Genomic DNA, 21,420 nt, shown 5'->3' on the forward strand with positions numbered 1-21,420 from the left:
TATGAGCAAGACGCTGAGCCCTGACGACATTCTTGGACTGGATTCGGTCTTCGAATCCGATGACCTCGAATTCGCATCGATTGTCAAGAAGTGGTTGGACGAGAACGTTCGCGAGAAGATCGGTGACTACTTCCTCGACGCGACCATCCCCGCCCGTGAGCTCGCGGAGGGTCTCGGCGAACTCGGTCTGCTCGGCATGCACCTCGACGGCTACGGCTGCGGCGGATCGACTGCCACACAGTACGGTCTGGCCTGTCGTGAGCTCGAAGCCGTCGACTCCGGTCTGCGCTCGCTCGTGTCCGTGCAGGGCTCGCTGGCGATGTTCGCCATCCACCACTTCGGTTCCGAGGAGCAGAAGGAAGAATGGCTGCCGAAGATGGCCGCCGGCAAGGCCATCGGCTGCTTCGGACTGACCGAACCCGATGTCGGCTCCGACCCTTCGGGGATGAAGACGACCGCGAAGAAGGACGGGTCCGATTGGGTCCTCAACGGCGCGAAGATGTGGATCACGAATTCCCCGGTCTCCGATGTCATGGTCGTGTGGGCCAAGACCGAAGAGGTCGACGACAAGGGCAAGCAGGTCGTGCGCGGTTTCGTCGTGCCGTCGAACACGGAGGGTGTGCAGACCCCGGAGATCCATCGCAAGATCTCGCTGCGGGCGTCGATCACCGGTGAGATCGTCCTCGACAATGTCCGTCTGCCCGAAGATGCCATGCTGCCGAAGGCCAAGGGACTCAAGGGCCCCCTGTCCTGCCTGTCCGAGGCTCGCTACGGAATCGTCTTCGGTGTCACCGGCGCCGCTCGTGACGCGCTGCTCTCGGCGCTGGAGTACACCGGAACCCGGATCCAGTTCGACCGTCCGCTCTCGTCGTTCCAGATCACGCAGCAGAAGCTCGCGAAGGCCTTCGGCCAGTATTCGCAGATCACTCTGCTCGCCGCTCACCTGGGCAAGCTCAAGGATTCCGAAAAGGGCGTGCGTCCGGAGCAGATCAGCCTCGGCAAGATGGTCAACGTCGATACCGCGATGAACGTCTGCCGTGACCTGCGTGCCCTGTTCGGCGGTTCGGGCATCACGAGCGAGTACCCGCCGCTGCGTCACGCGGTCAACCTCGAAACCGTGCTCACCTACGAAGGCACGCATGAGGTCCACCAGCTCACCCTGGGTCGGACGATGACCGGAATCAACGCCTTCGCCAACTGAAGTTGGGCCGCCGGCTTCTGCGCAAGCTCGGCGCTCCCGCCGCTCAGTGTCGCTGCCGCCCGCCGGCCCTTCGGGGTTCGGCGGGCGGTGTCGCGTTCACGACACCGGTCGCAGTTCCAGCGTGATCGTCAGTTCGTCCTCGCCGAGGCGGCTGTGAGCGTGCATCCCATGGGCAGTGGCGAACTCGGCGGCGTCCGCGGCCTGTTCCCGGCCGAGTTCGATGAGCAGCACACCGTCGGCTGCGAGCCAGTCAGTGGATTCGATGATGAGACGTCGCACGAGGTCGAGCCCATCGGGACCCGCGAACAGTGCACGGGCCGGTTCGAAGTCCACGGCTTCACGGGGCAGGAAGTCCGCGGCGGTCTCGGGCACATAGGGTGGAACGGCGGCGATGACCGAGAACCTGTGCCGCAATGCCTCGGGCAGGCCGTGCAGACAGTCGAGAGTGTGTCCGTGCACGGTGATCCCCGGCCGCGGCGCATGCCCAGACATCCCTGACTGCCCAAGCGCTCCCGGCTGCCCAGGCGCCCCGGCCTGCGAGGATGCTGTCACATTCCGCACGGCGCACCTCACCGCCTCTGCCTGCACATCACCGAGATGGATCTGAACGTCCGGCACCGAAGCGGCCGTGACTGCGGCGGCTGCGACCGAGGCGACGGGACCGACTCCGCAGAAGACTTCGAGCACCACCGGGCCTGCTCCTCCTGCACCGCGGCGGCGCGCCACGTCCCTGATCGCGGACGCCGTGGCCTCGGCCAGCTGGCGGGTGCGCTGCCGGGGAACGAACATTCCGGGCAGCACGTTCAGGCGCAGTCCGGCGAAATCGACCCAGCCGACGATCTGTTCGAGCGGTTCTCCCGCGACCCGTCGTGCAACGAGGTCGACGAGCTTCGTGTCCGGGTCGCCGAGGTGCGCCGCTTCGAGAAGAATCGCCGCTTCGTCTTCGGCGAAGACGCAGCCGGCGGCGCGCAGACGCTCCACGGTCGGTGCGAGCTGCGGATCGTGCTGCGGCCTACGAGGCAGAGAGGGCCTCGTTGCGCAGCCACTCGAGGCTCGACTCGGCATCGATCTCGCCGGAGTCCGTGAGCAGAAGGATGTGGTCGGGTGTCAGCGGGACGAGTGCGGCGAATTCGACCCGGGAGTCGCGCATCGCCTGATCGAGGTTCGCGGTCTCGGCCCCGATGGTCACGCCCACGCCTTCGAACCGCGAGCGGGTGACCCGCACCGACGCCCGACCCGGTTCGACCGGTTCGGCTTCGATGGCGTGCAGAACGATCGCATCCCCGGCACCCGCGACACCGTCAGAGGAACCTTCAGGGCCGCGCAGGTCCACGGTCAGCCCGATCCGGGCGGCGGCGAGGAGACTGAGCGCCCGCGCCACCGGTGGGACATCCTCGGCGACGGTGAGCGTGGCACCGGACTCCGGGACCACACCCATGGCCCGCAGCACCCCGGCGAGTTTCGAACTGCGGTCGAGCACCTCCGCGCGGTCGAGTTCGACAGGCACGGACAGGGCCTTGATGAGCCGGGGGTCGGTGACTTCACGACCGTCGACGAGCGGTTTCTCCGGTGCGGGACCGGTGAGGACGACGTCGTCGGCCTGCCCCATGGCGATCGGGAAGTCGAGGATCTCGTAGACGGGGTTGAGGGTGCCGGGATGCGACTTCGTCGGAACGGAGAAGAAGTGGAAGTCAGTCAACGGAGGCCATCACCTCGACGACGCGGTCGATGAACGCATCGACCTGGTCCTCGTTGTAGGCCTTCTTGCCCTTCGCCGTCTTGAACAGCACACGGCGGACCTGGTCGACGCTCATCGCCACGCCCTGCGTGAAGTAGGAGTTGACCTTGTCGCACATGTCATCGACCTGCTCGATGTCATAGCCGATAACACCGGGAGGCGGGTTGTCGAAGCGTTCCCCGGCCTCACGCACCAGACGGCCCCGCAGGGACGCGGCGACGCGGGTGAGCTCGGAGACCCAGGCGTCCTGACCGGACTGTGCGATGAGACGGTCGCGGGCCTGCTTGGCGAAGGCGTCTTCGAGGCGGTCGAGTGCGGCATCGACGACGGCGACATGATAGCCCTTGCGGACGAGGTCGAAGCCGACCGTGCGCACGGCACGCGAATCCAGGTCCCCGGGCTGCGGGGTCGGCCGTTCGAAGGACTCGCGGGCGCGCTTGAAGAAGCTGTCGACCTGCTTGGGGTCGTATCCGTTCTTCCAACCGGACATCCGAGGGAAAGTCGTGTCCGCCATGTCTCCTCCAGAAGCGAGTGGCTGTGGTGTTTCCACCATGATAGATGGAAGCCGCAGAAATTGCGTGCCGGCACGTACGTGCCGGGCATCGGATGTCTCCGACCGGGCCGTGTCTCAGTCGGCGGCGGCGAGCTGACCGCAGGCACCGTCGATGTCGGAGCCGCGGGTATCGCGGATCGTCGTCGGAATGCCGTGGTCGAGGAGGCGGCGGACGAATTCGTCGGCGACTTCCGGTTCCGAGGCCGTCCACACCGATCCGGGGGTCGGGTTGAGGGGAATCGGGTTGACGTGCACCCAGCCGCGGCCACGCGCATTGAGTTTCTTCGCGAGCAGTTCGGCGCGCCAGACGTGATCGTTCATGTCCTTGATGAGCGCGTACTCGATGCTCACGCGCCGCCCCGTGACCTGGTAGTAGTTGAAGGCGGCGTCGATGGCCTCATCGGCCTTCCACCGGGTGTTGACCGGAATCATCTCATCGCGCAGCTCATCATCGGGTGCGTGGAGGCTGAGCGCGAAGGTCACGGGGATGTCCTCGGCGGCGAGCTTGTTGATGCCCGGCACCAGCCCGACCGTGGAGATCGTGATCCGCCTGGCCGACATGCCCAGGCCCTCCGGTGCCGGTCCGACGAACCGGCGAACCGCGTCCATCACCCGCTTGTAGTTGGCCAGGGGCTCGCCCATGCCCATGAAGACGATATTCGAGACCCGTTCGGGTCCGCTCGCCGAGGCGGCCGTGCCGTCCCCGTCGAACGCGGACTCCCCTGCCGCGTCATCATCGTCGGCTTCGGCGCCGAGCGCGGTCTCGCCGGTGCCCGGCATGTCCGACTTCGGTGCCTCGGCGAGTTCGCCGGCGGCGATGACCTGGTTGGCGCGGATGACCTGTTCGACGATCTCGGCGGTGGACATGTTGCGCGTCAGCCCCTGCTGACCGGTCGCGCAGAACGGGCAGTTCATGCCGCAGCCGCACTGGCTGGACACACACAGGGTGACCCGGTTGCGGTAGCGCATGAGGACGGACTCGACGAGGGCGCCGTCGAAGAGACGCCAGAGGAATTTGATGGTGTCGCCGTTCTCGGTGCGCAGCCGACGGACCTCGGTGAGCAGGTGCGGGAAGAACCGCTCCTGGATCTCAGCCCGCTTGTCCTTGGGCAGGTCGGTCATCGCCTCGGTGTCGGTGACGTAGTGGCTGAAGTAGTGCGTCGAGATCTGCTTGGCGCGGAAGGCCGGCAGGCCCATTTCCTTGACCGCTTCGACCCGTTCGCCCATGCTCATGTCGGCCAAGTGCTGGGGAGGCTGCTTGACCCGCGCGGACTTGAAGTTGAGAAGGGGACGGCCATCGCGCATCGGGGTCTTCGATGTCGTGCCGTCGGCGTGTTCGACGACGGGCCTGGTCTGCCTTCTGCCTGCTTGAGAACTCACGGACCCATTGTCTCATGTCGGGCACGGGACTGTCGTGTGTGAGCCGCCACGCCGGTGAACGCTGCTCAGAGGTAGCCGGGCAGCACCATGAACAGGACGAGGGCGACGGGGGCGGTGGGCAGGATCGAGTCGAGTCGGTCCATCACTCCGCCGTGGCCGGGCAGCAGGGTGCCCATGTCCTTGAGTTCGAGATCGCGTTTGATCATCGATTCGCTGAAGTCGCCGAGGGTCGCGAACGCGGGAATGACCGCACCGATGACCAGTCCGGTCCAGAACGGGGCACCGACGAGGGTGACGGCGAGGATGGTCGCGACGATCGCGGCGAAGACCGTGGAGCCGAGGTAGCCCTCCCAGGACTTCTTCGGCGAGATCCTCGGTGCGATGGGGTGCTTGCCCCACAGCACGCCGAAGACGTAGCCGCCGGTGTCGGAGGCGACGACGGAGGCGAGGAAGATGATGATGTAGAAGTTGCCGTCGGGCTGGGTGAGCAGGAAGACGATGAAGCAGGCCATGAGGCCGACGTAGGTGAGGGCGAAAAGGGAGAGCGAGACGTCTTTGACCGCGTTCTTCCGCCGTTCGACCATCGTGAACAGCATGACCGCGCCGGCGCTGGCGGCGAAGGTCACCCACAGGGCCTCACGACCGCCGATATAGGTGGCCACGACCATGCAGGCCGCGGAGACCATGGTGGGCACACGGGAGACGAGGGAACCCGAACGCGAAAGCGCATTCGCCAGTTCCCACATCGCAGCGACGATGCCGATGAGGACGATGAAGAGGAACGAGATCGGCAGGAACACGAGGGAGGCGAGCACGACGCCGCCGATGAGCATGCCCATGCCGATGGCGGCGGGGAGGTTGCGGCCGGCTCGACCGTAGTCCTTCGGTTCGGGTTCTTCGGACTCTTCGACCGCCTCGGGGGTCGGGTTCGAATCCGGATCGTCCGGCGAATACGGCTTGTCCGAGTGGCGCAGGTCCCGTCGTTTGGGGAACGGCGCCTCTGATTGTGCTGCGTCGCGCGAGTGATCCGGCTCCCCGAGGGGAGCCGGATCTGCGGCTGGGCTGTCGGACCCGGTCACGGAGATCATCAGACCTCGAGGAGTTCGGCTTCCTTCTGGGAGAGCAGTTGGTCGATGTTGTCGACCTTGCTCTTCGTCAGATCGTCGAGTTCCGAGATGCTGCGAGTGACCTCGTCCTCGCCGGCCTCGCCGTCCTTCTTGATGCGCTCGAGGACATCCTTGGCGTGGCGACGGATGTTGCGGATGGAGACCTTGCCGTCTTCGGCCTTGCCCTTGACGATCTTGACGTATTCCTTGCGACGTTCCTCGGTGAGTTCCGGGAGGACGACGCGGATGACATGTCCGTCGTTGGCCGGGTTCGCACCGATGTCCGAGTTGCGCAGAGCGTTCTCGATATCGCCCAGGGTGCCCTTGTCGTAGGGGGTCACGAGGATCGTGCGGGCCTCGGGGGTCTGGAACGATGCCAGCTGCTGCAGCGGGGTCGCAGCACCGTAGTAGTCGATTTCGATGTCGGCGAACAGTGCGGGGTTGGCGCGGCCGGTGCGGATCGACGCGAAGTCGTCCTGCGTGAATTCGACGGCTTTGTCCATCTTCTCTCTGGCTTCGGCCAGTGTCTCTTCAATCACGGTTCACTCTTTCCATCTCTGTAAGCTTTGGGTTCATTCTATGGGTCATGACTGAAAAATGCCGCACCGAATCTTCACAGGGGTGTCCTCACCTGCGTGGATGCGAAACGGTGGGCCCGCCTCGGCGCCTCCTCTGTGGAGGGGTGACCGCCTCGGTGGCGGCGGATCTCAGTGGACGACGGTGCCGATCTTGTCGCCCATGATCGCCTTGCGCAGATTGCCTTCGCCTTCCATGCCGAAGACGTGCATCGGCAGCTTGTTGTCCATGCACAGGCTGAAGGCGGTGGCGTCGACGACTTTGAGTCCGCGCTGCAGGGCTTCCTGGTAGGTGATCTCGGTGAGCTTCTCAGCAGCCGGGTCGACCTTCGGGTCGGCGGTGTAGACCCCGTCGACGCCGTTTTTCGCGATGAGCACCTCATCGGCGTGGACTTCCAGGGCGCGCTGGGCGGCGACGGTGTCGGTGGAGAAATAGGGCAGTCCAGCGCCGGCACCGAAGATGACGACGCGGTTCTTCTCCATGTGCCGCATGGCGCGGCGGGGGATGTAGGACTCGGCGACCTGGGACATCGGGATCGCCGTCTGGACCCGGGTGTCGACTCCGGTCTGTTCGAGGAAATCCTGCAGTGCCAGGCAGTTCATCACGGTGCCGAGCATGCCCATGTAGTCGGCGCGGGTGCGGTCCATGCCGCGCTGGGACAGTTCGGCGCCGCGGAAGAAGTTGCCGCCGCCGACGACGATGCTGACCTCGACGTCCTCGACCGTGGGGGCGACTTCGCGGGCGACCGCAGCCACGACATCCGGGTCGACGCCGATCCGACCGCCGCCGAAGACCTCACCGGAGAGTTTGAGCAGGACGCGCCGGCGATGGGTGCGGACGGGATGGCTGACGTGAGCAGATTCGTGAACCGGGGTGCTTGTCATGGAGTCCTTCTTCCGTGCGGGCAGATCGATGCCCGGGTGGATCGTCATTCGGTTGAGTCGTCTGGGCCAGTCTAGCGAAAAACGGGGTCGGACCGATCGGTCCGACCCCGTTGCGCAGGTGAGTTCTCACTCACGCAGCGAACCTGCCGAGCAGACGCAGGGGCTGCTCAGCGGTCAGTGGTGTTTCAGGCTCCGACGCGGTAGCGCAGGAAGCCGGTGGCCTTGACGCCGGCAGCCTCGAGCACCGCGGCCACGGACTGCTTGGGATCCTTGGCGAATCCCTGGTCGAGCAGGCAGTTCTCCTTGAAGAAGCCGTTGACGCGACCTTCGACGATCTTCGGCATAGCCTTCTCGGGCTTGCCTTCGTTCTTCGCGGTGTCTTCGGCGATGCGGCGTTCGTTCTCGACGATGTCGGAGGGAACGTCTTCGCGGGAGAAGTACTTCGGGCTCATGGCAGCGATGTGCACGGCGACATCGTGTGCCACGGTCTCGTCGTCACCTTCGAAGGCCAGCAGCACACCGACCTGCGGGGGCAGGTCCTTGTTGGTGCGGTGCAGGTAGGAAGCGACCTTGGCGCCTTCGACGCGACCCACGCGACGCAGGTCGACCTTCTCGCCCAGGGTGGCACCGGACTCGGTGATGAACTGGGAGATGGGCTTGCCGTCGGTCTCGGCGGCGAGCAGCGACTCGGCCGATTCCGACTTGTTGGCCACGGCCAGCTCGAGGACCTGGTCGGCGAGCTTGACGAACGGCTCGGACTTCGCGACGAAGTCGGTCTCCGAGTTGAGTTCGATCATGGTGCCGACACCGCCGTCCACGTGCGTGGCGACGAGGCCGTCGGAGGTGGAGCGGCCTTCGCGCTTGGTGGCTCCCTTGAGCCCCTTCACGCGCAGAGCTTCCATAGCCTTGGCCTGGTCGCCGTCGGACTCGTCAAGAGCCTTCTTGACGTCCATCATGCCGGCGCCGGTCTTCTCGCGCAGTGCCTTGATGTCAGCGGCAGTGTAGTTTGCCATTCTTTCTCCTCAGGGTGGTGGAGTTAAAGGAAATCAGGACTCGGTCGACTCGGTGGAGTCGGCAGCTTCAGCGGTCGGAGCGGCTTCAGCGGTCTCAGCTTCAGCAGTCTCGGCGGCGGGAGCTGCGGCAGCGGTCTCAGCCTCGGCGGCAGGAGCTGCGGCAGCGGTCTCGGCCTCAGCGGCAGGAGCGGCTTCAGCGGACTCGGCAGCAGCCTCGGCGGGCTTCTCCTCGGTCTTGCCTTCGAGCAGCTCGCGCTCCCATTCGGGCATGGGCTCGACAGCGGAGACGTTCTTCTCACCGGACTGCTCGTCCGAGGAGTGACGGGCGATGAGGCCCTCGGCGACAGCGTCGGCGACCACGCGGGTCAGCAGCGAGACCGAGCGGATGGCGTCGTCGTTGCCCGGGATCGGGTAGTTGACGTCGTCCGGGTCGCAGTTGGTGTCGAGGATGCCGATGACCGGGATGCCCAGCTTCTTGGCCTCATCGACGGCGAGGTGTTCCTTCTTGGTGTCGACGATCCAGACGGCCGACGGGGTGCGCTGCATGTCGCGGATGCCGCCGAGGGTCTTCTCGAGCTTGTCCTTCTCGCGACGAAGGATGAGCAGTTCCTTCTTGGTGTGCGAGGAGCCTGCAACATCGTCGAAGTCGATCTCTTCGAGTTCCTTGAGGCGGCGCAGACGCATCGAGATGGTCTGGAAGTTCGTGAGCATGCCGCCGAGCCAACGCTGGTTGACGAAGGGCTGACCCACGCGCTTGGCCTGTTCGGCGATGGATTCCTGGGCCTGCTTCTTGGTGCCGACGAAGAGGATCGTGCCGCCGTGGGCCACGGTCTCCTTGACGAACTCGAAGGCTGAGTCGATGTAGCCCAGCGACTTCTGCAGGTCGATGATGTAGATGCCGTTGCGCTCGGTGAAGATGAAGCGCTTCATCTTCGGGTTCCAACGACGGGTCTGGTGTCCAAAGTGTACGCCGCTGTCGAGCAGCTGGCGGATGGTGACGACGGCCATGCCGACGCCCTCCTTTCTGTTGCACCCGAGGGTGCTTTTACGTCACGCGCGCGTCGGTCCTTCCGCGATGCGAAACCCGTGAGGGATCGCTTCGATCCGACCGACGGGGAGCGTCGATGACATTTTCGGTTGATTCCTGGTACCCGGTTCGTCCGCCCCACAAGCACACCTGATGGCAGCTTGCACCATGGGAAGGAGAAGAATTCGGATACGCGTAGTCAGAAGACATGCTTCTGCTGACGCGATTCTATCCCGGTTGGGCAAGTCATTTCCAATCGAGGTCCGCCCTCGCCGAGGCGGCGCTCGGCTGCCTCCCGAACCCGCCGACTCGTGCGCCGCAGGGTGTGGAGGGGAACCGCCCCTGGGACGGTTCCGGTGCGCGGCCCTGCAGGCAGTCGCGCGCGGTTCGTGCCTGAAGTCCGCAGACCGGAGAGGGCTGCACGCGGGTGCGCACGCGGGCACTCGACCACCTGTTTCTGTGGACCCTGCCCCGACTCCACCTCCCGAGCCCTGGGGACGGCCTACACGTGTCCACAGGCGGCTTCTGGGAGGGTGACACGGTGGAGGGGCGGGGGCTTCTATGGGCGCATGAACCTCGTCTCCCCTGATCCGCATCACCCGCTTCACCGCCGAGGATGGACCCACCCGCTTCACCGCCGAGGATGGACCCGCCGGTCCCACTATCGCGGTGCATCCGGCGGGCCCCACCATCGTCGACGGTCATACCGCCCCGAGTGGTCGTTCGCCAGTTCCGGGCAGATCCGGTCTCTGCTGCTGACGTCGCTCCTCGCCTCGGCACTCATCTTCACCACGTCTCCCCCGAGTGCTTCAGCGGCGACCGATGCACAGAACTGGGTCAGCCCGGTGCCCGCGATGGAGATCATCAACGCTTTCGACCCGCCCGACAAGCCCTGGCTCAAGGGACACCGGGGAATCGATGTGCTCGCGGTCGAGGGAGAACCGCTGCGGGCGCCGACGAAGGGCACCATCCGCTTCGCCGGCACGGTCGCAGGCACGGCCACCGTCAGCGTGCTCACCGCCTCCGGGCATGTGCTGTCATTCCAACCGGCGGCGACAATGCTGAAGAAGGGCGAAGAGTTCTCGGCCGGCGAGCGCATCGGCACGATCGGCTCCGGTGACCACTGCGACCGGTCGTGTCTGCACATCGGGGCGTGGCCGGACGAGGCGAAGAAGCGCTATATCGATCCGAGCAGGTTCTTCGGGCAGGAGCAGTCCCTGCTGCTGCCGCTGTCGCGGAAACCGGATGAGGAGGCCAAGGCCGGCGGTGGCGGTTCGGCGACGTCGGGGGCCGGGGCCTGGGGCGGACACAGCAACGGCCGGATTCCCGCCTCGGCGATGTGTCCGCTGAAGACGGCGCCCGGTCAGATGCTGCGCTGCGATGCGCAGGCCGCCTTCGACCGGATGTCGCTGGCGTTCGCGGCTCGGTTCGGATCACCGATCTCGGTCACGGATGCCTATCGCGACTACGCCACGCAGGTGATCCTCAAACGACGGAAAGGTCGGATGGCCGCCACACCGGGCACGTCGAACCACGGGTGGGCTCTCGCGGTCGATCTCGGCAGCGGCATCAATTCCTTCGGCACCGCTCAGCACCAGTGGATGCGGGCCAATGCCCCGAAATTCGGATGGATCCATCCCGGGTGGGCGAGGCAGTCGGGTTCGCTGCCCGAGCCCTGGCACTGGGAGTTCTATGGTCACGAATAAACTTAAAGTTGCGTCCCTGGAGTCCGTTGGGCGGCCGAATGCTCCAGAACGAAGAACGCGACGCGCTTCTCATCAAGCAGTCTATTCCAATCTCTACTTTAAGTTGCTAATCTCTACTTCAAATAGACGATTTGGAGTGTTGATGATGGATGTTCCTGGATCAGCCCAGTTGGTCCTCGTACCCGGTGTTCGCCACCTTAACGAACCAGAAGCTGTGTTCAACGCAATGGTGGCTGGGTGGCAGCGACAACTACGATCCCGATCCTTAAGCAACCAAACCGTGGACAGTCGAATCTCGTTGATCCGCCGCTTCAACGAGTTCGCAGGATCCCACCCCTGGTCCTGGACCCCCGGCGATATGGAAGACTTCACGCTGTCGTTGATGTCGGGTTCTAAGAAGGCTGCGCCATCAACGATCCGTGGCTATCACTTTGTGATTCGTATGTTTTGCGACTATCTTCTCGACGGCCGCTACGGGTGGATTGAAGAGTGCCAGAAACGATTCGATCAGATCCCGTCACAGGTTTGTCATGACTACAACACAGTCGCTCACACCACCGACTACGAGGGACGCCCGGGCCGCCGCCCATTTACTTACGACGAGATCCAGCACCTCTTCGACTTCCTCGATACCCGAGTCGAGCGTGTCAAAGCCTCGGGCCGTAAAGGCGCGTGGGCGGCACTGCGCGACTCCCAAATCGTAAAAACGATCTATGCCTATGGACTACGCCGTCGCGAGGCCTGCATGCTTGACATTGCTGATCTGCGACCCAATCCTGATATGCCTCAATGGGGAACGTACGGAGCAGTCCACGTCCGTTACGGCAAAGCTGTCCGCGGAGGAGTTCCTCGACGACGCACAGTTCACACAGTCCCTGAGTTCGATTGGGTCGTGACTGGACTGACCCAGTGGGTCGAACAGGCACGACCCATGGTCCTCGGTACCGACGCTGAAAGAAGAGTTGAACTGTGGCCAACCGAACGCGGCGGACGCATTGACCCGAGAACCATGGACCTACGGTTCGCCTGGTTGCGGCGCGAAGCCGAGCTACCAGACGAACTGACGCTTCACTGCCTTCGACATTCTTACGTCACCCACCTCATCGAATTCGGTTACCCCGAACGATTCGTCACCGAGCAAGTCGGCCACTCATATGCTTCGACTACTGCTATCTACACCTCAGTTTCAAACGACTTCAAGACCAAAACTTTGCAGGCTGCTCTCCGCCGGGTCTACAACAACGAAGAAGGGCAACAATGAATACAGCAAGCAACAAATTCCCGACACCGGGCCGGCAGGTTTCTCTGCAGTGGAATCTGCGTCAGGTCATGGCCTCTGCTGGCATGTTCAAGACCACAGACCTTGTCGAACCGCTTGCCGCACGAGGCGTCGATATCTCAAAGCAGATGATCTACAAAGTCGTCACTGGCACCCCTCAACGCATCAATGTTGAGTTGCTCGCCGCGCTCTGCGACATCTTGGACTGCACACCCAACGACCTCCTCGAACTGAATTATGACCAAATGTCGGCGCCGCAGTCGCCCAGCGGTACTGCGGGCATCGGCGACCTCCGACCAGTTCGATCCACTGTCCGACGCCCGGATGGCCTATGACTTGGCGCTATCGCTCTGTCAGGTAACTGCTAGCGCCCCTTGACCCACATTCCCCGTAACTGAAAGGCACAGGAAATGCGCACAATCCACGTCGTCGCCCATCCCGAAGCAACACACCACGTGGAAAACTTGGTCGGTGGGTGGCATGACTCCGAACTCACACTCGCCGGACACAAAGCCGCCGTCGCGATTGCTCAAGCGTTGCGGTCGAAACTTCCGGAAAATGCAACAGTCGACTTGTTCTCTTCGGACTTGAAACGCACGGCTCAGACTGCGGACCACATATCCGCGATGCTCGGGGCGGAGTCAGTTCTGGATCGTAGGTTGCGTGAGAAATCGTATGGCGAAGGAGAAGGAAGGCCCCAATCATGGCTGGACAGTCGGTTCGTTCCGCCACCGCACACAGGTGATCGCCTGAACCATGACGAAGGCGTAGTGGGGGCGGAACCAAACCGTGTCTTCGCCCATCGTGTGTACGCCGCCATGGACGACATCTTGGCAAGCCCGACAGAACACCAAGTCATCGTGACGCATGGATACGCCCTCACGTTCGTTGTAGCCTCTTGGATCAAGATGCCACTCGAATCGCTGGGATACATCAATCTCCGTGCGCCTTCCGGAAGCATCACCACTCTCAGGGAAGACGATTTCTTCCATAACCGACAGGTCGTCAGCTTGGGCGACACGTCTCACCTGACATGACTTCATCGACCCAGAAAACCCGTCTCAGTCCTTGCATCGGCTGTGGCCGCACCGATACACCGATCGACCAACGCATCACCGGATGGCAAATGTGTCGACCTTGCACGAAACGCCGTCGCAATCATCCAGCCCCATGCCCAACTTGTGGCCTGGTCCGAGTGCTCGCTTTCCCATTGGGTAAACAAGCCGTGTGCACCACTTGTGCAGGAGCACCACCGCTCTTCGAATGTCCCAATTGCGGGGAGGAATCTCACCCTTATGGCAAGGTGTGCGCCCGGTGCACACTGGCGACCCGCGCCACCGAGCTCCTGACCGACCCAGCCACGGGCCACCTCAATCAACAGTTGCGACCGTTGCTTGACTACTGGATTAATTCAGTTGACCCGCGCACCCCACTACGCTGGGTCTCCCAGTCGCAAGCGAGCACCGATCTCCTGAGACAAATGGCCTGCGGGCAGTCGTCCATTAGCCATGTTGCTTTTCGGCAATTGCCACCGACGAAACCCAATGACTACCTGCGCAATCTGCTTGTCTCGATCGGGATCCTCGGCCCGTGGGAACCACATGTCGACCGTTTCATCTCGTGGCTCGACACCGAAATCGCCCCGAGACTGGAACCCGACTGTGCTTTTACCATCAACAGTTATGCCCGATGGCACATCCTGCGCAACCTCCACCGCCATGCGAGCAACGGAACACTGACGCAGGCGGTTGCGAATTCTGCTCGTATCCGGGTTCGCGCAGCAATTGAGTTCTGCGAGCTGCTAGCTCGTCGTGGAGTCTCTATCGAGGATGCCACACAGGTCGACCTCGAAGAACTCATCAGCAACTCTCCCGGCTATAACCGAACCAAGACGATTGCTTCATTCATCGCTTGGGCTAGAAAGACTCGAGTTAATAGAAACTTGACCGCGTCTGGTGAGCCGTGGCCGAATGCAACTGTCACTATCAGCACTGAGCAACACTGGTCGGATGTCGAGCGACTTCTGAACGAGAACCACCATCCTGCTCATATTCGTTTGGCCGGGCTTTTCACCCTCCTGTTTGCTCAGCCCCTCAATCGCATTGTGGCAATGAGGCTTCAGCAGATCCATGCCACCGAAACCGACGTGTTGGTCACTTTCGCCAATGACCCAATTGAAATGCCACCCATTCTTGACGACCTACTACGGAACTACCTGACTACCCGTGCAGACAGGCTGGTCGAGACCAGCGATCCGGGATGGCTCTTCCCCGGGGGCCAGCCCGGTCGTCATCTCGTTACCGAGGTGTTCCGTCGGGACCTTACCGCGATCGGGATCAAGCCGTACGAGAGTCGAAAGGCTTCCATGTTTCACCTCGCAGCCAGAATTCCTGCACCCGTGCTTGCTGGGCTACTCGGGATCACCGATAGGAACGCGGCGGCATGGGCCAAGTTAGCCGGCCGCGACTGGAGTGCATATATCCAGCACCGTGATGAGGCAGGCCAAAAAGGAGGAATTCATGCAATCTGAATATGACACCCCACCGGTACGCAAATAGCGCTGGTGTTCAGGCCCGCGGATGGGCGCGGCGGTACGTCTCCTGCAGACGCTGCATCGACACGTGAGTGTAGATCTGGGTGCTGCTCATGGTCGAGTGGCCGAGCAGCTCCTGAATCTGTCTGAGGTCGGCCCCGCGGTCGAGCATATGGGTGGCCGCCGAGTGCCGCAGCCCGTGGGGCCCGATGTCCGGTGCGCTCGGATCCTCGGCACCGTAGCGGTGGACGAGTTCGCGCACCTGCCGGGCTCCGATGCGTCCGCCGCGGACCCCGAGGAACAGAGCGTCCCCGCTGTTGGGCCCGGCGAACAGATCGCGGGCGGCGAGCCAGTCGTTCAGCGCCGTCTGTGCCGGAGCGCCGAAGGGCACTCGGCGTTCCTTGTCGCCTTTGCCGAGCACTGTGATCATCGCTTTCCGGTGGTCGACGTCGCGGCGGTCGAGGCCGGTGAGTTCGGAGACACGCACTGCGGTCGCGTAGAGCATTTCGAGGATCGCGGCATCACGGAGACGTTTGGCGGCTTCGAGAGGATCGTCGCTGCGCTCACGTGCGGATCGCTGAGAACCCGATCCTGGCGAGGCTGAACCGTCGGCGGCGGAGGCTTCGGGCGGAGAATCGTCCCGATCGGCGGCGGAGACGAGGGCAGCGGCCTGCTGCGGTTTGAGCACCGTGGGCAGGCGCGAGTCCTTCTTCGGAGTCCGCAGCCGTGCCGCGGGGTTGTTCGGCAGTCCCAGATTGTTCACGCCGAAGGCGAAGAAGGAGCGGACGGCGGCGATCTTGCGTGCCACCGTTGACTTCGCGGCACCGGCATCGTCGAGGGCGATCAGCCATGATCGCAGATCATCGAGTTCGACGGCAGCCAGATCGATCCGCTTTCCCTCAGCCTTCGGCGAACCGGAGTTCTCCTCTGCCCTGCCGAGGCGCAGCTTCGACGAGTGCACGGCGTGGTCGAGGAAATCGGTGACATCGGAGACATAGGCGCGAGCGGTGTGTTCGGAGACGTCACGGGATCGCAGGTGGTCGGCATAGCCTGCCACCACTTCGGCGACCGTCGACAGTGTGCTCACAGTCCCCAGGATACGTGTGCGATCACGTGCGAGTGAGGATTGGCCTCTGCGGCAGGTCGGACACCATCGGATCGAGGTCGTCGACGATGAACTCACCGATGGAGAAGACGCCGGTGAAGCCTCGCGGCACGGTTATGGGGAATCACCCACGAGGAATCAGCGCCGCACGCGCAGCTTCACCCACCCGGTGTCGCGGCGTTCGGCCAATCCGGCGAGGTCGAGCACGGTCAGGGAGCTGAGCGCACCTGTGATGGTCAGTCCCGCCCGGGAGGCGATCGTGCCGACGTCGAGTGGTTTCGACACGGTCAGCGCATTGAGGCAGATCTTCTCCCTCTCCCCGAGGTCCTCAAGCGGATCGGGTCGTTGAGAGGCACCGCTGTCGGTGTCGAAGAGCGCCGGAGCGTGATCGTCCATGAGTGCGATGACGTCGTCGCTGCAGGTGACGAGTTCTGCCTCATGCTCACGCACGAGCCGGTGGGCCCCGGTCGATGACGCCGAATAGACCGATCCGGGGAACGCAGCGACCTGCCGGGAGAGTTCGAGGGCATGACGGGCCGTGTTGAGCGCTCCGCTTCGCCATCCGGCCTCGACGATGACGCTCACCTGTGCGGAGGCGGCGATGAGTCGGTTGCGCAGAAGGAACCGGTGGCGCATCGGGGTCATCCCCGGAGCGGTCTCGGACACGATCGCGCCGGTGGCCAGGATCTGCTCGAACAGATCGGCGTTTGCGGCCGGATAGAAGCGGTCGACTCCCCCGGCCATGAACGCGATCGTCGGTGCCTCGCGGGCGATGGCGGCCCGGTGCGCGGCGGCGTCGATGCCGAACGCTCCACCGGAGACGACGGTGATCCCGTGAGCGGCGAGATCCCAGGCGAGGTCGGAGGCGCATTTGGTGCCGTAGTTGCTCGCGGCCCGGGCTCCGACGACGGCGACCGCGCGGGAGAGGGCGCGCGTGAGGCTCACAGTGCCTCTCACCCACAGCCCCAACGGTGCGGCCGGACCGAGGTCGTCGAGCATGCTCGGCCATTCTTCGTCGCCGGGGATGACGAGCCGACCGCCGAGTCGTGCGATCTTGTCGAGATCGCGCCCGGCGACAGCAACGTCCTCGTCGCCTGCGCGGACTGCCCACCTCTCGATGGCTTCGCGCATCTGCCCGTGCGTGGCCGCCTCGGCGCCGGTGGAGTTCAGCCCCGCCATCGCCTCATCCGCGGTGGCCTCACCTCGGCCGACGACGGTGACGATCGTGTGCGCGGCGACCGGTCCGATGTCGTCGACGAGGCGTTTGAGCAGACCGTCGCCGGGTTCGCCGATGCGCAGCAGGGAGGCGATGGCCGCGCGGACCTCCTCGTTCGTGTTCACGGTCATGACTCCTGCGTCCTCAGGGCGAGCGCCATCCGCATCGCGTCGTGGTCGGGTCCCGGTTTTCCGTCGAGGTCGGCCAGGGTGGTCGCGACCCGCAGCACCCGGTCGTAGCCGCGCATCGTGATCCGTCCCGTGTCGAGTGCCCGGTCGAGGTCGGTCAATGCCGCAGGGCTGAGACCGAAGTGGTCGCGCAGCCAGGTGCCGGGCGCTTCGGCATTGAGGTGCCAGGAACAGTCGGCGAAGCGTTCGGTCTGTCGCCTCCGGGCTTCGAGCACACGTGCGGCCACGACGGCGCTGGTCTCCTGTCCCCCGCCGAGGCGGATGTCTGCAGGAGAGACGGGGAAGAGTTCGAGCTGCAGGTCGACTCGGTCGAGCAGCGGCCCGGACAGGCGATTGCGATAGCGGCGTTTGTCCAAGGGGGTGCACCGGCAGTCCGCTCCGGCCCCGGCCATTCCGACTCCGCAGGGGCACGGGTTCGCGGCCATGATGAGTTGGAAGGCCGCCGGCAGCACCATGGAACCCCAGGCCCGGTGGATGTGGACGCGGCGGGATTCCATCGGCTGCCGCAGCGCTTCGAGCACATCGCGGGAGAATTCCGGAGCTTCGTCGATGAACAGCACCCCGCGGTGTGCGCGGCTGAGGATCCCGACCGTTCCGGGGCGACGTCCCCCGATGAGCGCCGAGGCGGTGCTGCGGTGGTGGGGTGCTTCGAACGGGGGTCGGTGGTCGAGTCCCTCGCTGCCGTCGAGTTCTCCCCGCAGGGACCGTACGGTGGCGACTTCGACGGCTTCGTCATCGTTGAGAGCCGGCAGAATCCCGGGCAGGCACTGGGCGAGCAGTGTCTTGCCGGCTCCGGGTGTGCCGCGCATGAGCAGGTTGTGTCCTCCGGCGGCGGCGACTTCGAGTCCGAATCGCCCTTCGGCTTGGCCCTGCACCTCGGCGAGGTCGTGGAGTTCCGGTGTGACGGGGACGGGACGGTCCATGTCGATCACCGCGGGCAGAGGAGGTACGGCCATGGATCCGCCGTAGGCGTTGACGAGTTCGGCCAGGGAGGCGACGGGGAGGGTGCGGGCTCGTCCGAGCAAAGAGGCTTCCGAGGCATTGCCGATGGGGACGACGAACCGGTCGAAGCCTGCCTGCATCCCGGTGTGCAGGGCGGGCAGAATTCCCGTCACGGGTCGGATCCTGCCGTCGAGTCCGATCTCGCCGCAGTGGATGATCGACCCGGTGTCCTCGCTCGAGATGAGGTCCAGGGCCTTGAGCACGGCGACGGCGATGCCGAGGTCGAAGCCGGTGCCGATCTTCGGCACCGTGCCCGGGGTGAGGTTGATCGTCAGGTGCTGTGTCGCCACAGGGGCACCGAGGAAGGCGAGGGCCGCACGCAGTCGTTTGCGTGACTCGCTCACCGAGGTGTCCGGCAGTCCGACGATGTCGATTCCGGGCAGACCGGCGCTGATGCTGGCTTCGATCGACACGATCTTTCCGCTCAGTCCCCACAGAGCCACGGCGCAGGCGCGGCCGATGATGTGGCCCTTCGGCTCAGCGGTGCCGGGTTCCCGCATTTCCGGTGCCTCGGTCATGAGTCGACCTGGATGTTCGGGCAGTGGAAATACTGGATGCTCGGCTCGATGATGATGCCGAGCGCGTCGATGCGGACTGCGGGGAAGTATTCGCTCTGCCCCCGCAGCCAGATTCCGGCGAGCATGCGGATGCGGGTGAGTTTGGCTCGCGTGACGGCTTCGAGCGGTGATCCGAGGGCAGCGGTGCGACGGGTCTTGACCTCGACGAAGACGGCGGTGTCACCGTCTCGGGCGATGATGTCGAGTTCACCGCGCGGACAACGGAAGTTGCGTTCGACGATGACGAGCCCGGCGTGCTCGAGGTAGGCCGCCGCGAGGTCCTCTCCTCTGTCGCCCAGAGCCTGCTTGCGCATGCCCTTCGCAGTGCGTTTTCGCCGAGTTGCCCGTGTCTGTGCCATGTCGGCCAGCTGACCACGGCAACGAGAGCGGCGAGAAGAGGGAGAAATGAGCCTGTGGAAGCCGCACGGCCGTCCACAGCCGAATCACGCCGGAGTCAGAGCATGATCCACAGATGCTGGTGCGCGAGTGCCCGCCCGGACTCGCTTCCCGAACTCAGCCCCGGATCGACGTCGGCGGTTCGAGATCGGATTTCGCGATCTCCTCGATGTTCACGTCTTTGAAGGTCAGCACGTGCACGGTCTTGATGAACCGGGAGGAACGGTAGCTGTCCCACACCCACGCATCGCGCAGGGTGAGTTCGAAGTACACGTCCCCGGCATCGTTGTGGGCTTTGAGGTCGACGTGATTGGCGAGGTAGAAGCGTCGTTCGGTCTCGACGACATAGGCGAAGAGACCGACGACATCTCGGTATTCCTTGTACAGCTGGAGCTCGAGTTGAGCCTCGTAGTCGTCCAGATCATCGGCGCTCATGATGACCCCTCCCTTCTGATACCGCGTGCAAGCGGAAGCTCTGACGGTGGTGGATGCTGGGACCGAAGTCGACGATGCCCTGCCGGTGCTTCGCCGTGCCGTATCCCACGTTCGACTCCCAACCATAGTGCGGCAGATCCTCGGCGAGTGCGATCATCGTCTCGTCGCGAGTCACTTTCGCGACGATGCTCGCCGCCGCGATCGCCGGCACGGAGCCGTCGCCCTTGATCACGGTGCGAACCGGCGGCAGTTCGAATTCGGCGCAGTGCCCGAATATCCCCAGGCAGTCGAGGGTAAGTGGGGCCGAGAGCCAATCGTGGCGGCCGTCGAGGAGAACCATCGTCCGCTCCGGGCAGTCCCCCGCCGAGGCGACCGAACCAACACCGGCACCACCCCAAGCGTCGAGCATCTCGATCATCGCCCGCCGTCCGGCGAGGTTGAGCGCCATGGTCATGCCGATCTCGTCGAGTTCGGCGGGGCTCGTCGAACCCACCGCCGCGGCAGTCGCCCACGAACGCACACGGTCGGTGGCGTCCTGCCGAGACCGGGCGCTGAGCTGCTTGGAATCATGGATGCCCGCGGGCACCTCGGCGCCGGTGATCTTCCGCAGATCGAACAGGGCGACACCGACACTGACGGGGCCGGCCAGGGCGCCGCGTCCGACCTCGTCGACACCGATGACGAAGTCGAAGCCCTCTCTCAACAGTCCGTTCTCGACACTGAGGTCGGTCAGTCCGCGCATGGTCATCAGTTCCCGGTGATTCCCTGCGAATCGGGGACGTCGGCGAAAACGTCTTCGGGGTTCGACACCCAGCTGAAGTGATTGAACGGCCAATTGATGAGGAACACGGTCCCGACCATGTCGTCTTCGGAGACGAAGGGTTCGCTGTCCATGTGATAACGGGAATCGGCGGAGTTGCCGCGGTTGTCGCCCATCACCCAGTAGTGGCCTTTGGGGACGGTGACCTTGAACTCGACCTCGGACGGTGCGGTGCCTTCATCGAGGTAGGTCTCGTCGATCGATTCGCCGTTGACCATGAGGCGCCCCTGCCCATCGCAGCATTCGATGGTGTCGCCGCCGACCCCGATCACGCGTTTGATGAGCTGGTTTCCCGCATCCGAGGGGGCCAGGCCGATGAATTCGAGGACCGGGTTGGGGGTGTATTGGGTGGTCTCGGCTGCCGAGAGCCAGTGCGCGGGGTCGTCGAAGACGACGATGTCGCCGCGGTTGGCCGGCCCGAACCGTGGGGCGAGCTGGTTGACCAGCACCCGGTCATCGACCTGCAGGGTGGTCATCATGGATTCCGAGGGAATGTAGAACGAGCGGACGACCCAGGTCTTCAGCGCCGTCGAGATGAGCAGGGCGATGACGATGATCGCCACGGTCTCCAACAGCCCCCGCACGAACCGTTTCGAGGCGGGGGGCGGGGAAGCTTGAGAGTCGCTGGTCATTCGTTCGCTTTCACATTCGGCCACGGTTTCCGCTGGGACTGAACCGAGCGTACCAGCACGAACCTGACCGGAT

Annotated in this window: 22 protein-coding genes; 6 read left to right on the plus strand and 16 right to left on the minus strand. The window is 64.2% G+C overall.

Features of this window, described 5'->3' with window-relative positions; translation table 11 throughout:
- Nucleotide 1 precedes the first annotated feature (1 nt).
- Nucleotides 2-1,201, plus strand: a complete 1,200-nt coding sequence (locus ACPUD7_RS00540; RefSeq protein WP_135539676.1) for an acyl-CoA dehydrogenase family protein — start codon at nucleotides 2-4, stop codon at nucleotides 1,199-1,201.
- A gap of 96 nt (nucleotides 1,202-1,297) precedes the next feature.
- Here ACPUD7_RS00540 and ACPUD7_RS00545 read toward each other — a convergent pair whose 3' ends face one another.
- The 9 genes from ACPUD7_RS00545 to rpsB form a co-directional block, all read right to left on the minus strand.
- A complete protein-coding gene (locus ACPUD7_RS00545) occupies nucleotides 1,298-2,182 on the minus strand; it encodes a hypothetical protein (RefSeq protein WP_425118801.1) in 885 nt (294 codons plus the stop codon).
- A 31-nt stretch (nucleotides 2,183-2,213) separates the two neighbouring features.
- Nucleotides 2,214-2,900 carry a hypothetical protein gene (locus ACPUD7_RS00550; protein WP_425118802.1) on the minus strand — a complete coding sequence of 229 codons (687 nt, stop codon included), beginning with the start codon at nucleotides 2,898-2,900 and terminating at the stop codon, nucleotides 2,214-2,216.
- Nucleotides 2,893-3,453 (minus strand): DivIVA domain-containing protein, encoded by a 561-nt coding sequence (locus ACPUD7_RS00555; RefSeq protein ID WP_425118803.1) that lies wholly within the window; start codon nucleotides 3,451-3,453, stop codon nucleotides 2,893-2,895. Before ACPUD7_RS00555 ends, ACPUD7_RS00550 begins: the two co-directional genes overlap by 8 nt.
- Nucleotides 3,454-3,567: 114 nt before the next feature.
- Nucleotides 3,568-4,872, minus strand: a complete 1,305-nt coding sequence (gene rlmN, locus ACPUD7_RS00560) for a 23S rRNA (adenine(2503)-C(2))-methyltransferase RlmN (protein WP_240689748.1) — start codon at nucleotides 4,870-4,872, stop codon at nucleotides 3,568-3,570.
- Nucleotides 4,873-4,937: 65 nt separating this feature from the next.
- Nucleotides 4,938-5,960 carry a phosphatidate cytidylyltransferase gene (locus ACPUD7_RS00565; RefSeq protein ID WP_135539426.1) on the minus strand — a complete coding sequence of 341 codons (1,023 nt, stop codon included), beginning with the start codon at nucleotides 5,958-5,960 and terminating at the stop codon, nucleotides 4,938-4,940.
- Nucleotides 5,960-6,517, minus strand: coding sequence for a ribosome recycling factor (gene frr / locus ACPUD7_RS00570; RefSeq protein WP_135539428.1), 558 nt, complete (start codon nucleotides 6,515-6,517; stop codon nucleotides 5,960-5,962). Before frr ends, ACPUD7_RS00565 begins: the two co-directional genes overlap by 1 nt.
- 168 nt (nucleotides 6,518-6,685) lie before the next feature.
- Nucleotides 6,686-7,438, minus strand: coding sequence for a UMP kinase (pyrH, locus tag ACPUD7_RS00575; protein ID WP_135539682.1), 753 nt, complete (start codon nucleotides 7,436-7,438; stop codon nucleotides 6,686-6,688).
- A gap of 185 nt (nucleotides 7,439-7,623) precedes the next feature.
- Nucleotides 7,624-8,451 carry a translation elongation factor Ts gene (gene tsf, locus ACPUD7_RS00580; RefSeq protein ID WP_135539430.1) on the minus strand — a complete coding sequence of 276 codons (828 nt, stop codon included), beginning with the start codon at nucleotides 8,449-8,451 and terminating at the stop codon, nucleotides 7,624-7,626.
- Between the two features lie 33 nt (nucleotides 8,452-8,484).
- Complete coding sequence (gene rpsB / locus ACPUD7_RS00585; RefSeq protein WP_135539432.1) at nucleotides 8,485-9,459, minus strand: 30S ribosomal protein S2; 975 nt, start codon at nucleotides 9,457-9,459, stop codon at nucleotides 8,485-8,487.
- A 588-nt stretch (nucleotides 9,460-10,047) separates the two neighbouring features.
- Here rpsB and ACPUD7_RS00590 point away from each other — a divergent pair.
- From ACPUD7_RS00590 to ACPUD7_RS00610, 5 genes are all read left to right on the plus strand, one after another.
- Nucleotides 10,048-11,184 carry a D-alanyl-D-alanine carboxypeptidase family protein gene (locus tag ACPUD7_RS00590; RefSeq protein ID WP_425118804.1) on the plus strand — a complete coding sequence of 379 codons (1,137 nt, stop codon included), beginning with the start codon at nucleotides 10,048-10,050 and terminating at the stop codon, nucleotides 11,182-11,184.
- 142 nt (nucleotides 11,185-11,326) lie between these two features.
- A complete protein-coding gene (locus tag ACPUD7_RS00595) occupies nucleotides 11,327-12,445 on the plus strand; it encodes a tyrosine-type recombinase/integrase (protein ID WP_193084467.1) in 1,119 nt (372 codons plus the stop codon).
- Nucleotides 12,442-12,798, plus strand: coding sequence for a helix-turn-helix domain-containing protein (locus ACPUD7_RS00600; RefSeq protein ID WP_193084466.1), 357 nt, complete (start codon nucleotides 12,442-12,444; stop codon nucleotides 12,796-12,798). Before ACPUD7_RS00595 ends, ACPUD7_RS00600 begins: the two co-directional genes overlap by 4 nt.
- A gap of 75 nt (nucleotides 12,799-12,873) precedes the next feature.
- Nucleotides 12,874-13,500, plus strand: coding sequence for a histidine phosphatase family protein (locus tag ACPUD7_RS00605; RefSeq protein ID WP_193084465.1), 627 nt, complete (start codon nucleotides 12,874-12,876; stop codon nucleotides 13,498-13,500).
- 353 nt (nucleotides 13,501-13,853) lie between these two features.
- Nucleotides 13,854-14,993, plus strand: coding sequence for a hypothetical protein (locus ACPUD7_RS00610; RefSeq protein WP_425118805.1), 1,140 nt, complete (start codon nucleotides 13,854-13,856; stop codon nucleotides 14,991-14,993).
- Nucleotides 14,994-15,030: 37 nt separating this feature from the next.
- Here ACPUD7_RS00610 and ACPUD7_RS00615 read toward each other — a convergent pair whose 3' ends face one another.
- The 7 genes from ACPUD7_RS00615 to lepB form a co-directional block, all read right to left on the minus strand.
- On the minus strand, nucleotides 15,031-16,083 hold the full coding sequence (locus tag ACPUD7_RS00615; RefSeq protein ID WP_135539436.1) for a tyrosine recombinase XerC: 1,053 nt from the start codon (nucleotides 16,081-16,083) through the stop codon (nucleotides 15,031-15,033).
- A 156-nt stretch (nucleotides 16,084-16,239) separates the two neighbouring features.
- On the minus strand, nucleotides 16,240-17,448 hold the full coding sequence (dprA, locus tag ACPUD7_RS00620) for a DNA-processing protein DprA (RefSeq protein WP_135539438.1): 1,209 nt from the start codon (nucleotides 17,446-17,448) through the stop codon (nucleotides 16,240-16,242).
- Nucleotides 17,445-19,025: a YifB family Mg chelatase-like AAA ATPase gene (locus ACPUD7_RS00625; protein ID WP_240689750.1), complete on the minus strand. Its 1,581-nt coding sequence runs from the start codon at nucleotides 19,023-19,025 to the stop codon at nucleotides 17,445-17,447. The genes dprA and ACPUD7_RS00625 overlap by 4 nt, the downstream gene beginning before the upstream one ends.
- The gene (locus ACPUD7_RS00630; protein ID WP_240689752.1) at nucleotides 19,022-19,423 is read right to left on the minus strand and encodes a YraN family protein; all 402 of its coding nucleotides are present in this window, start codon (nucleotides 19,421-19,423) and stop codon (nucleotides 19,022-19,024) included. Before ACPUD7_RS00630 ends, ACPUD7_RS00625 begins: the two co-directional genes overlap by 4 nt.
- A 154-nt stretch (nucleotides 19,424-19,577) precedes the next feature.
- On the minus strand, nucleotides 19,578-19,895 hold the full coding sequence (locus tag ACPUD7_RS00635) for a DUF2469 domain-containing protein (protein WP_135539440.1): 318 nt from the start codon (nucleotides 19,893-19,895) through the stop codon (nucleotides 19,578-19,580).
- Nucleotides 19,882-20,643, minus strand: a complete 762-nt coding sequence (locus tag ACPUD7_RS00640; protein WP_135539442.1) for a ribonuclease HII — start codon at nucleotides 20,641-20,643, stop codon at nucleotides 19,882-19,884. Before ACPUD7_RS00640 ends, ACPUD7_RS00635 begins: the two co-directional genes overlap by 14 nt.
- Nucleotides 20,643-21,347: a signal peptidase I gene (gene lepB / locus ACPUD7_RS00645; protein ID WP_135539444.1), complete on the minus strand. Its 705-nt coding sequence runs from the start codon at nucleotides 21,345-21,347 to the stop codon at nucleotides 20,643-20,645. Before lepB ends, ACPUD7_RS00640 begins: the two co-directional genes overlap by 1 nt.
- Between the last annotated feature and the right edge of the window lie 73 nt (nucleotides 21,348-21,420).

The organism is Brevibacterium sp. FAM 24630, assembly GCF_049804075.1.
Taxonomy (GTDB): Bacteria; Actinomycetota; Actinomycetes; order Actinomycetales; family Brevibacteriaceae; genus Brevibacterium.

What these genes read in the sequence shown, in the direction of transcription:
- ACPUD7_RS00540 (WP_135539676.1), top strand. Translation starts at nt 2, where the DNA reads ATGAGCAAGACGCTGAGCCCTGACGACATTCTTGGACTGGATTCGGTC.
- ACPUD7_RS00555 (WP_425118803.1), bottom strand. Translation starts at nt 3,453, where the DNA reads ATGGCGGACACGACTTTCCCTCGGATGTCCGGTTGGAAGAACGGATAC.
- ACPUD7_RS00565 (WP_135539426.1), bottom strand. Translation starts at nt 5,960, where the DNA reads ATGATCTCCGTGACCGGGTCCGACAGCCCAGCCGCAGATCCGGCTCCC.
- pyrH (WP_135539682.1), bottom strand. Translation starts at nt 7,438, where the DNA reads ATGACAAGCACCCCGGTTCACGAATCTGCTCACGTCAGCCATCCCGTC.
- tsf (WP_135539430.1), bottom strand. Translation starts at nt 8,451, where the DNA reads ATGGCAAACTACACTGCCGCTGACATCAAGGCACTGCGCGAGAAGACC.
- rpsB (WP_135539432.1), bottom strand. Translation starts at nt 9,459, where the DNA reads ATGGCCGTCGTCACCATCCGCCAGCTGCTCGACAGCGGCGTACACTTT.
- ACPUD7_RS00590 (WP_425118804.1), top strand. Translation starts at nt 10,048, where the DNA reads ATGAACCTCGTCTCCCCTGATCCGCATCACCCGCTTCACCGCCGAGGA.
- ACPUD7_RS00595 (WP_193084467.1), top strand. Translation starts at nt 11,327, where the DNA reads ATGATGGATGTTCCTGGATCAGCCCAGTTGGTCCTCGTACCCGGTGTT.
- ACPUD7_RS00600 (WP_193084466.1), top strand. Translation starts at nt 12,442, where the DNA reads ATGAATACAGCAAGCAACAAATTCCCGACACCGGGCCGGCAGGTTTCT.
- ACPUD7_RS00605 (WP_193084465.1), top strand. Translation starts at nt 12,874, where the DNA reads ATGCGCACAATCCACGTCGTCGCCCATCCCGAAGCAACACACCACGTG.
- dprA (WP_135539438.1), bottom strand. Translation starts at nt 17,448, where the DNA reads ATGACCGTGAACACGAACGAGGAGGTCCGCGCGGCCATCGCCTCCCTG.
- ACPUD7_RS00625 (WP_240689750.1), bottom strand. Translation starts at nt 19,025, where the DNA reads ATGACCGAGGCACCGGAAATGCGGGAACCCGGCACCGCTGAGCCGAAG.
- ACPUD7_RS00630 (WP_240689752.1), bottom strand. Translation starts at nt 19,423, where the DNA reads ATGGCACAGACACGGGCAACTCGGCGAAAACGCACTGCGAAGGGCATG.
- ACPUD7_RS00635 (WP_135539440.1), bottom strand. Translation starts at nt 19,895, where the DNA reads ATGAGCGCCGATGATCTGGACGACTACGAGGCTCAACTCGAGCTCCAG.
- ACPUD7_RS00640 (WP_135539442.1), bottom strand. Translation starts at nt 20,643, where the DNA reads ATGACCATGCGCGGACTGACCGACCTCAGTGTCGAGAACGGACTGTTG.
- lepB (WP_135539444.1), bottom strand. Translation starts at nt 21,347, where the DNA reads ATGACCAGCGACTCTCAAGCTTCCCCGCCCCCCGCCTCGAAACGGTTC.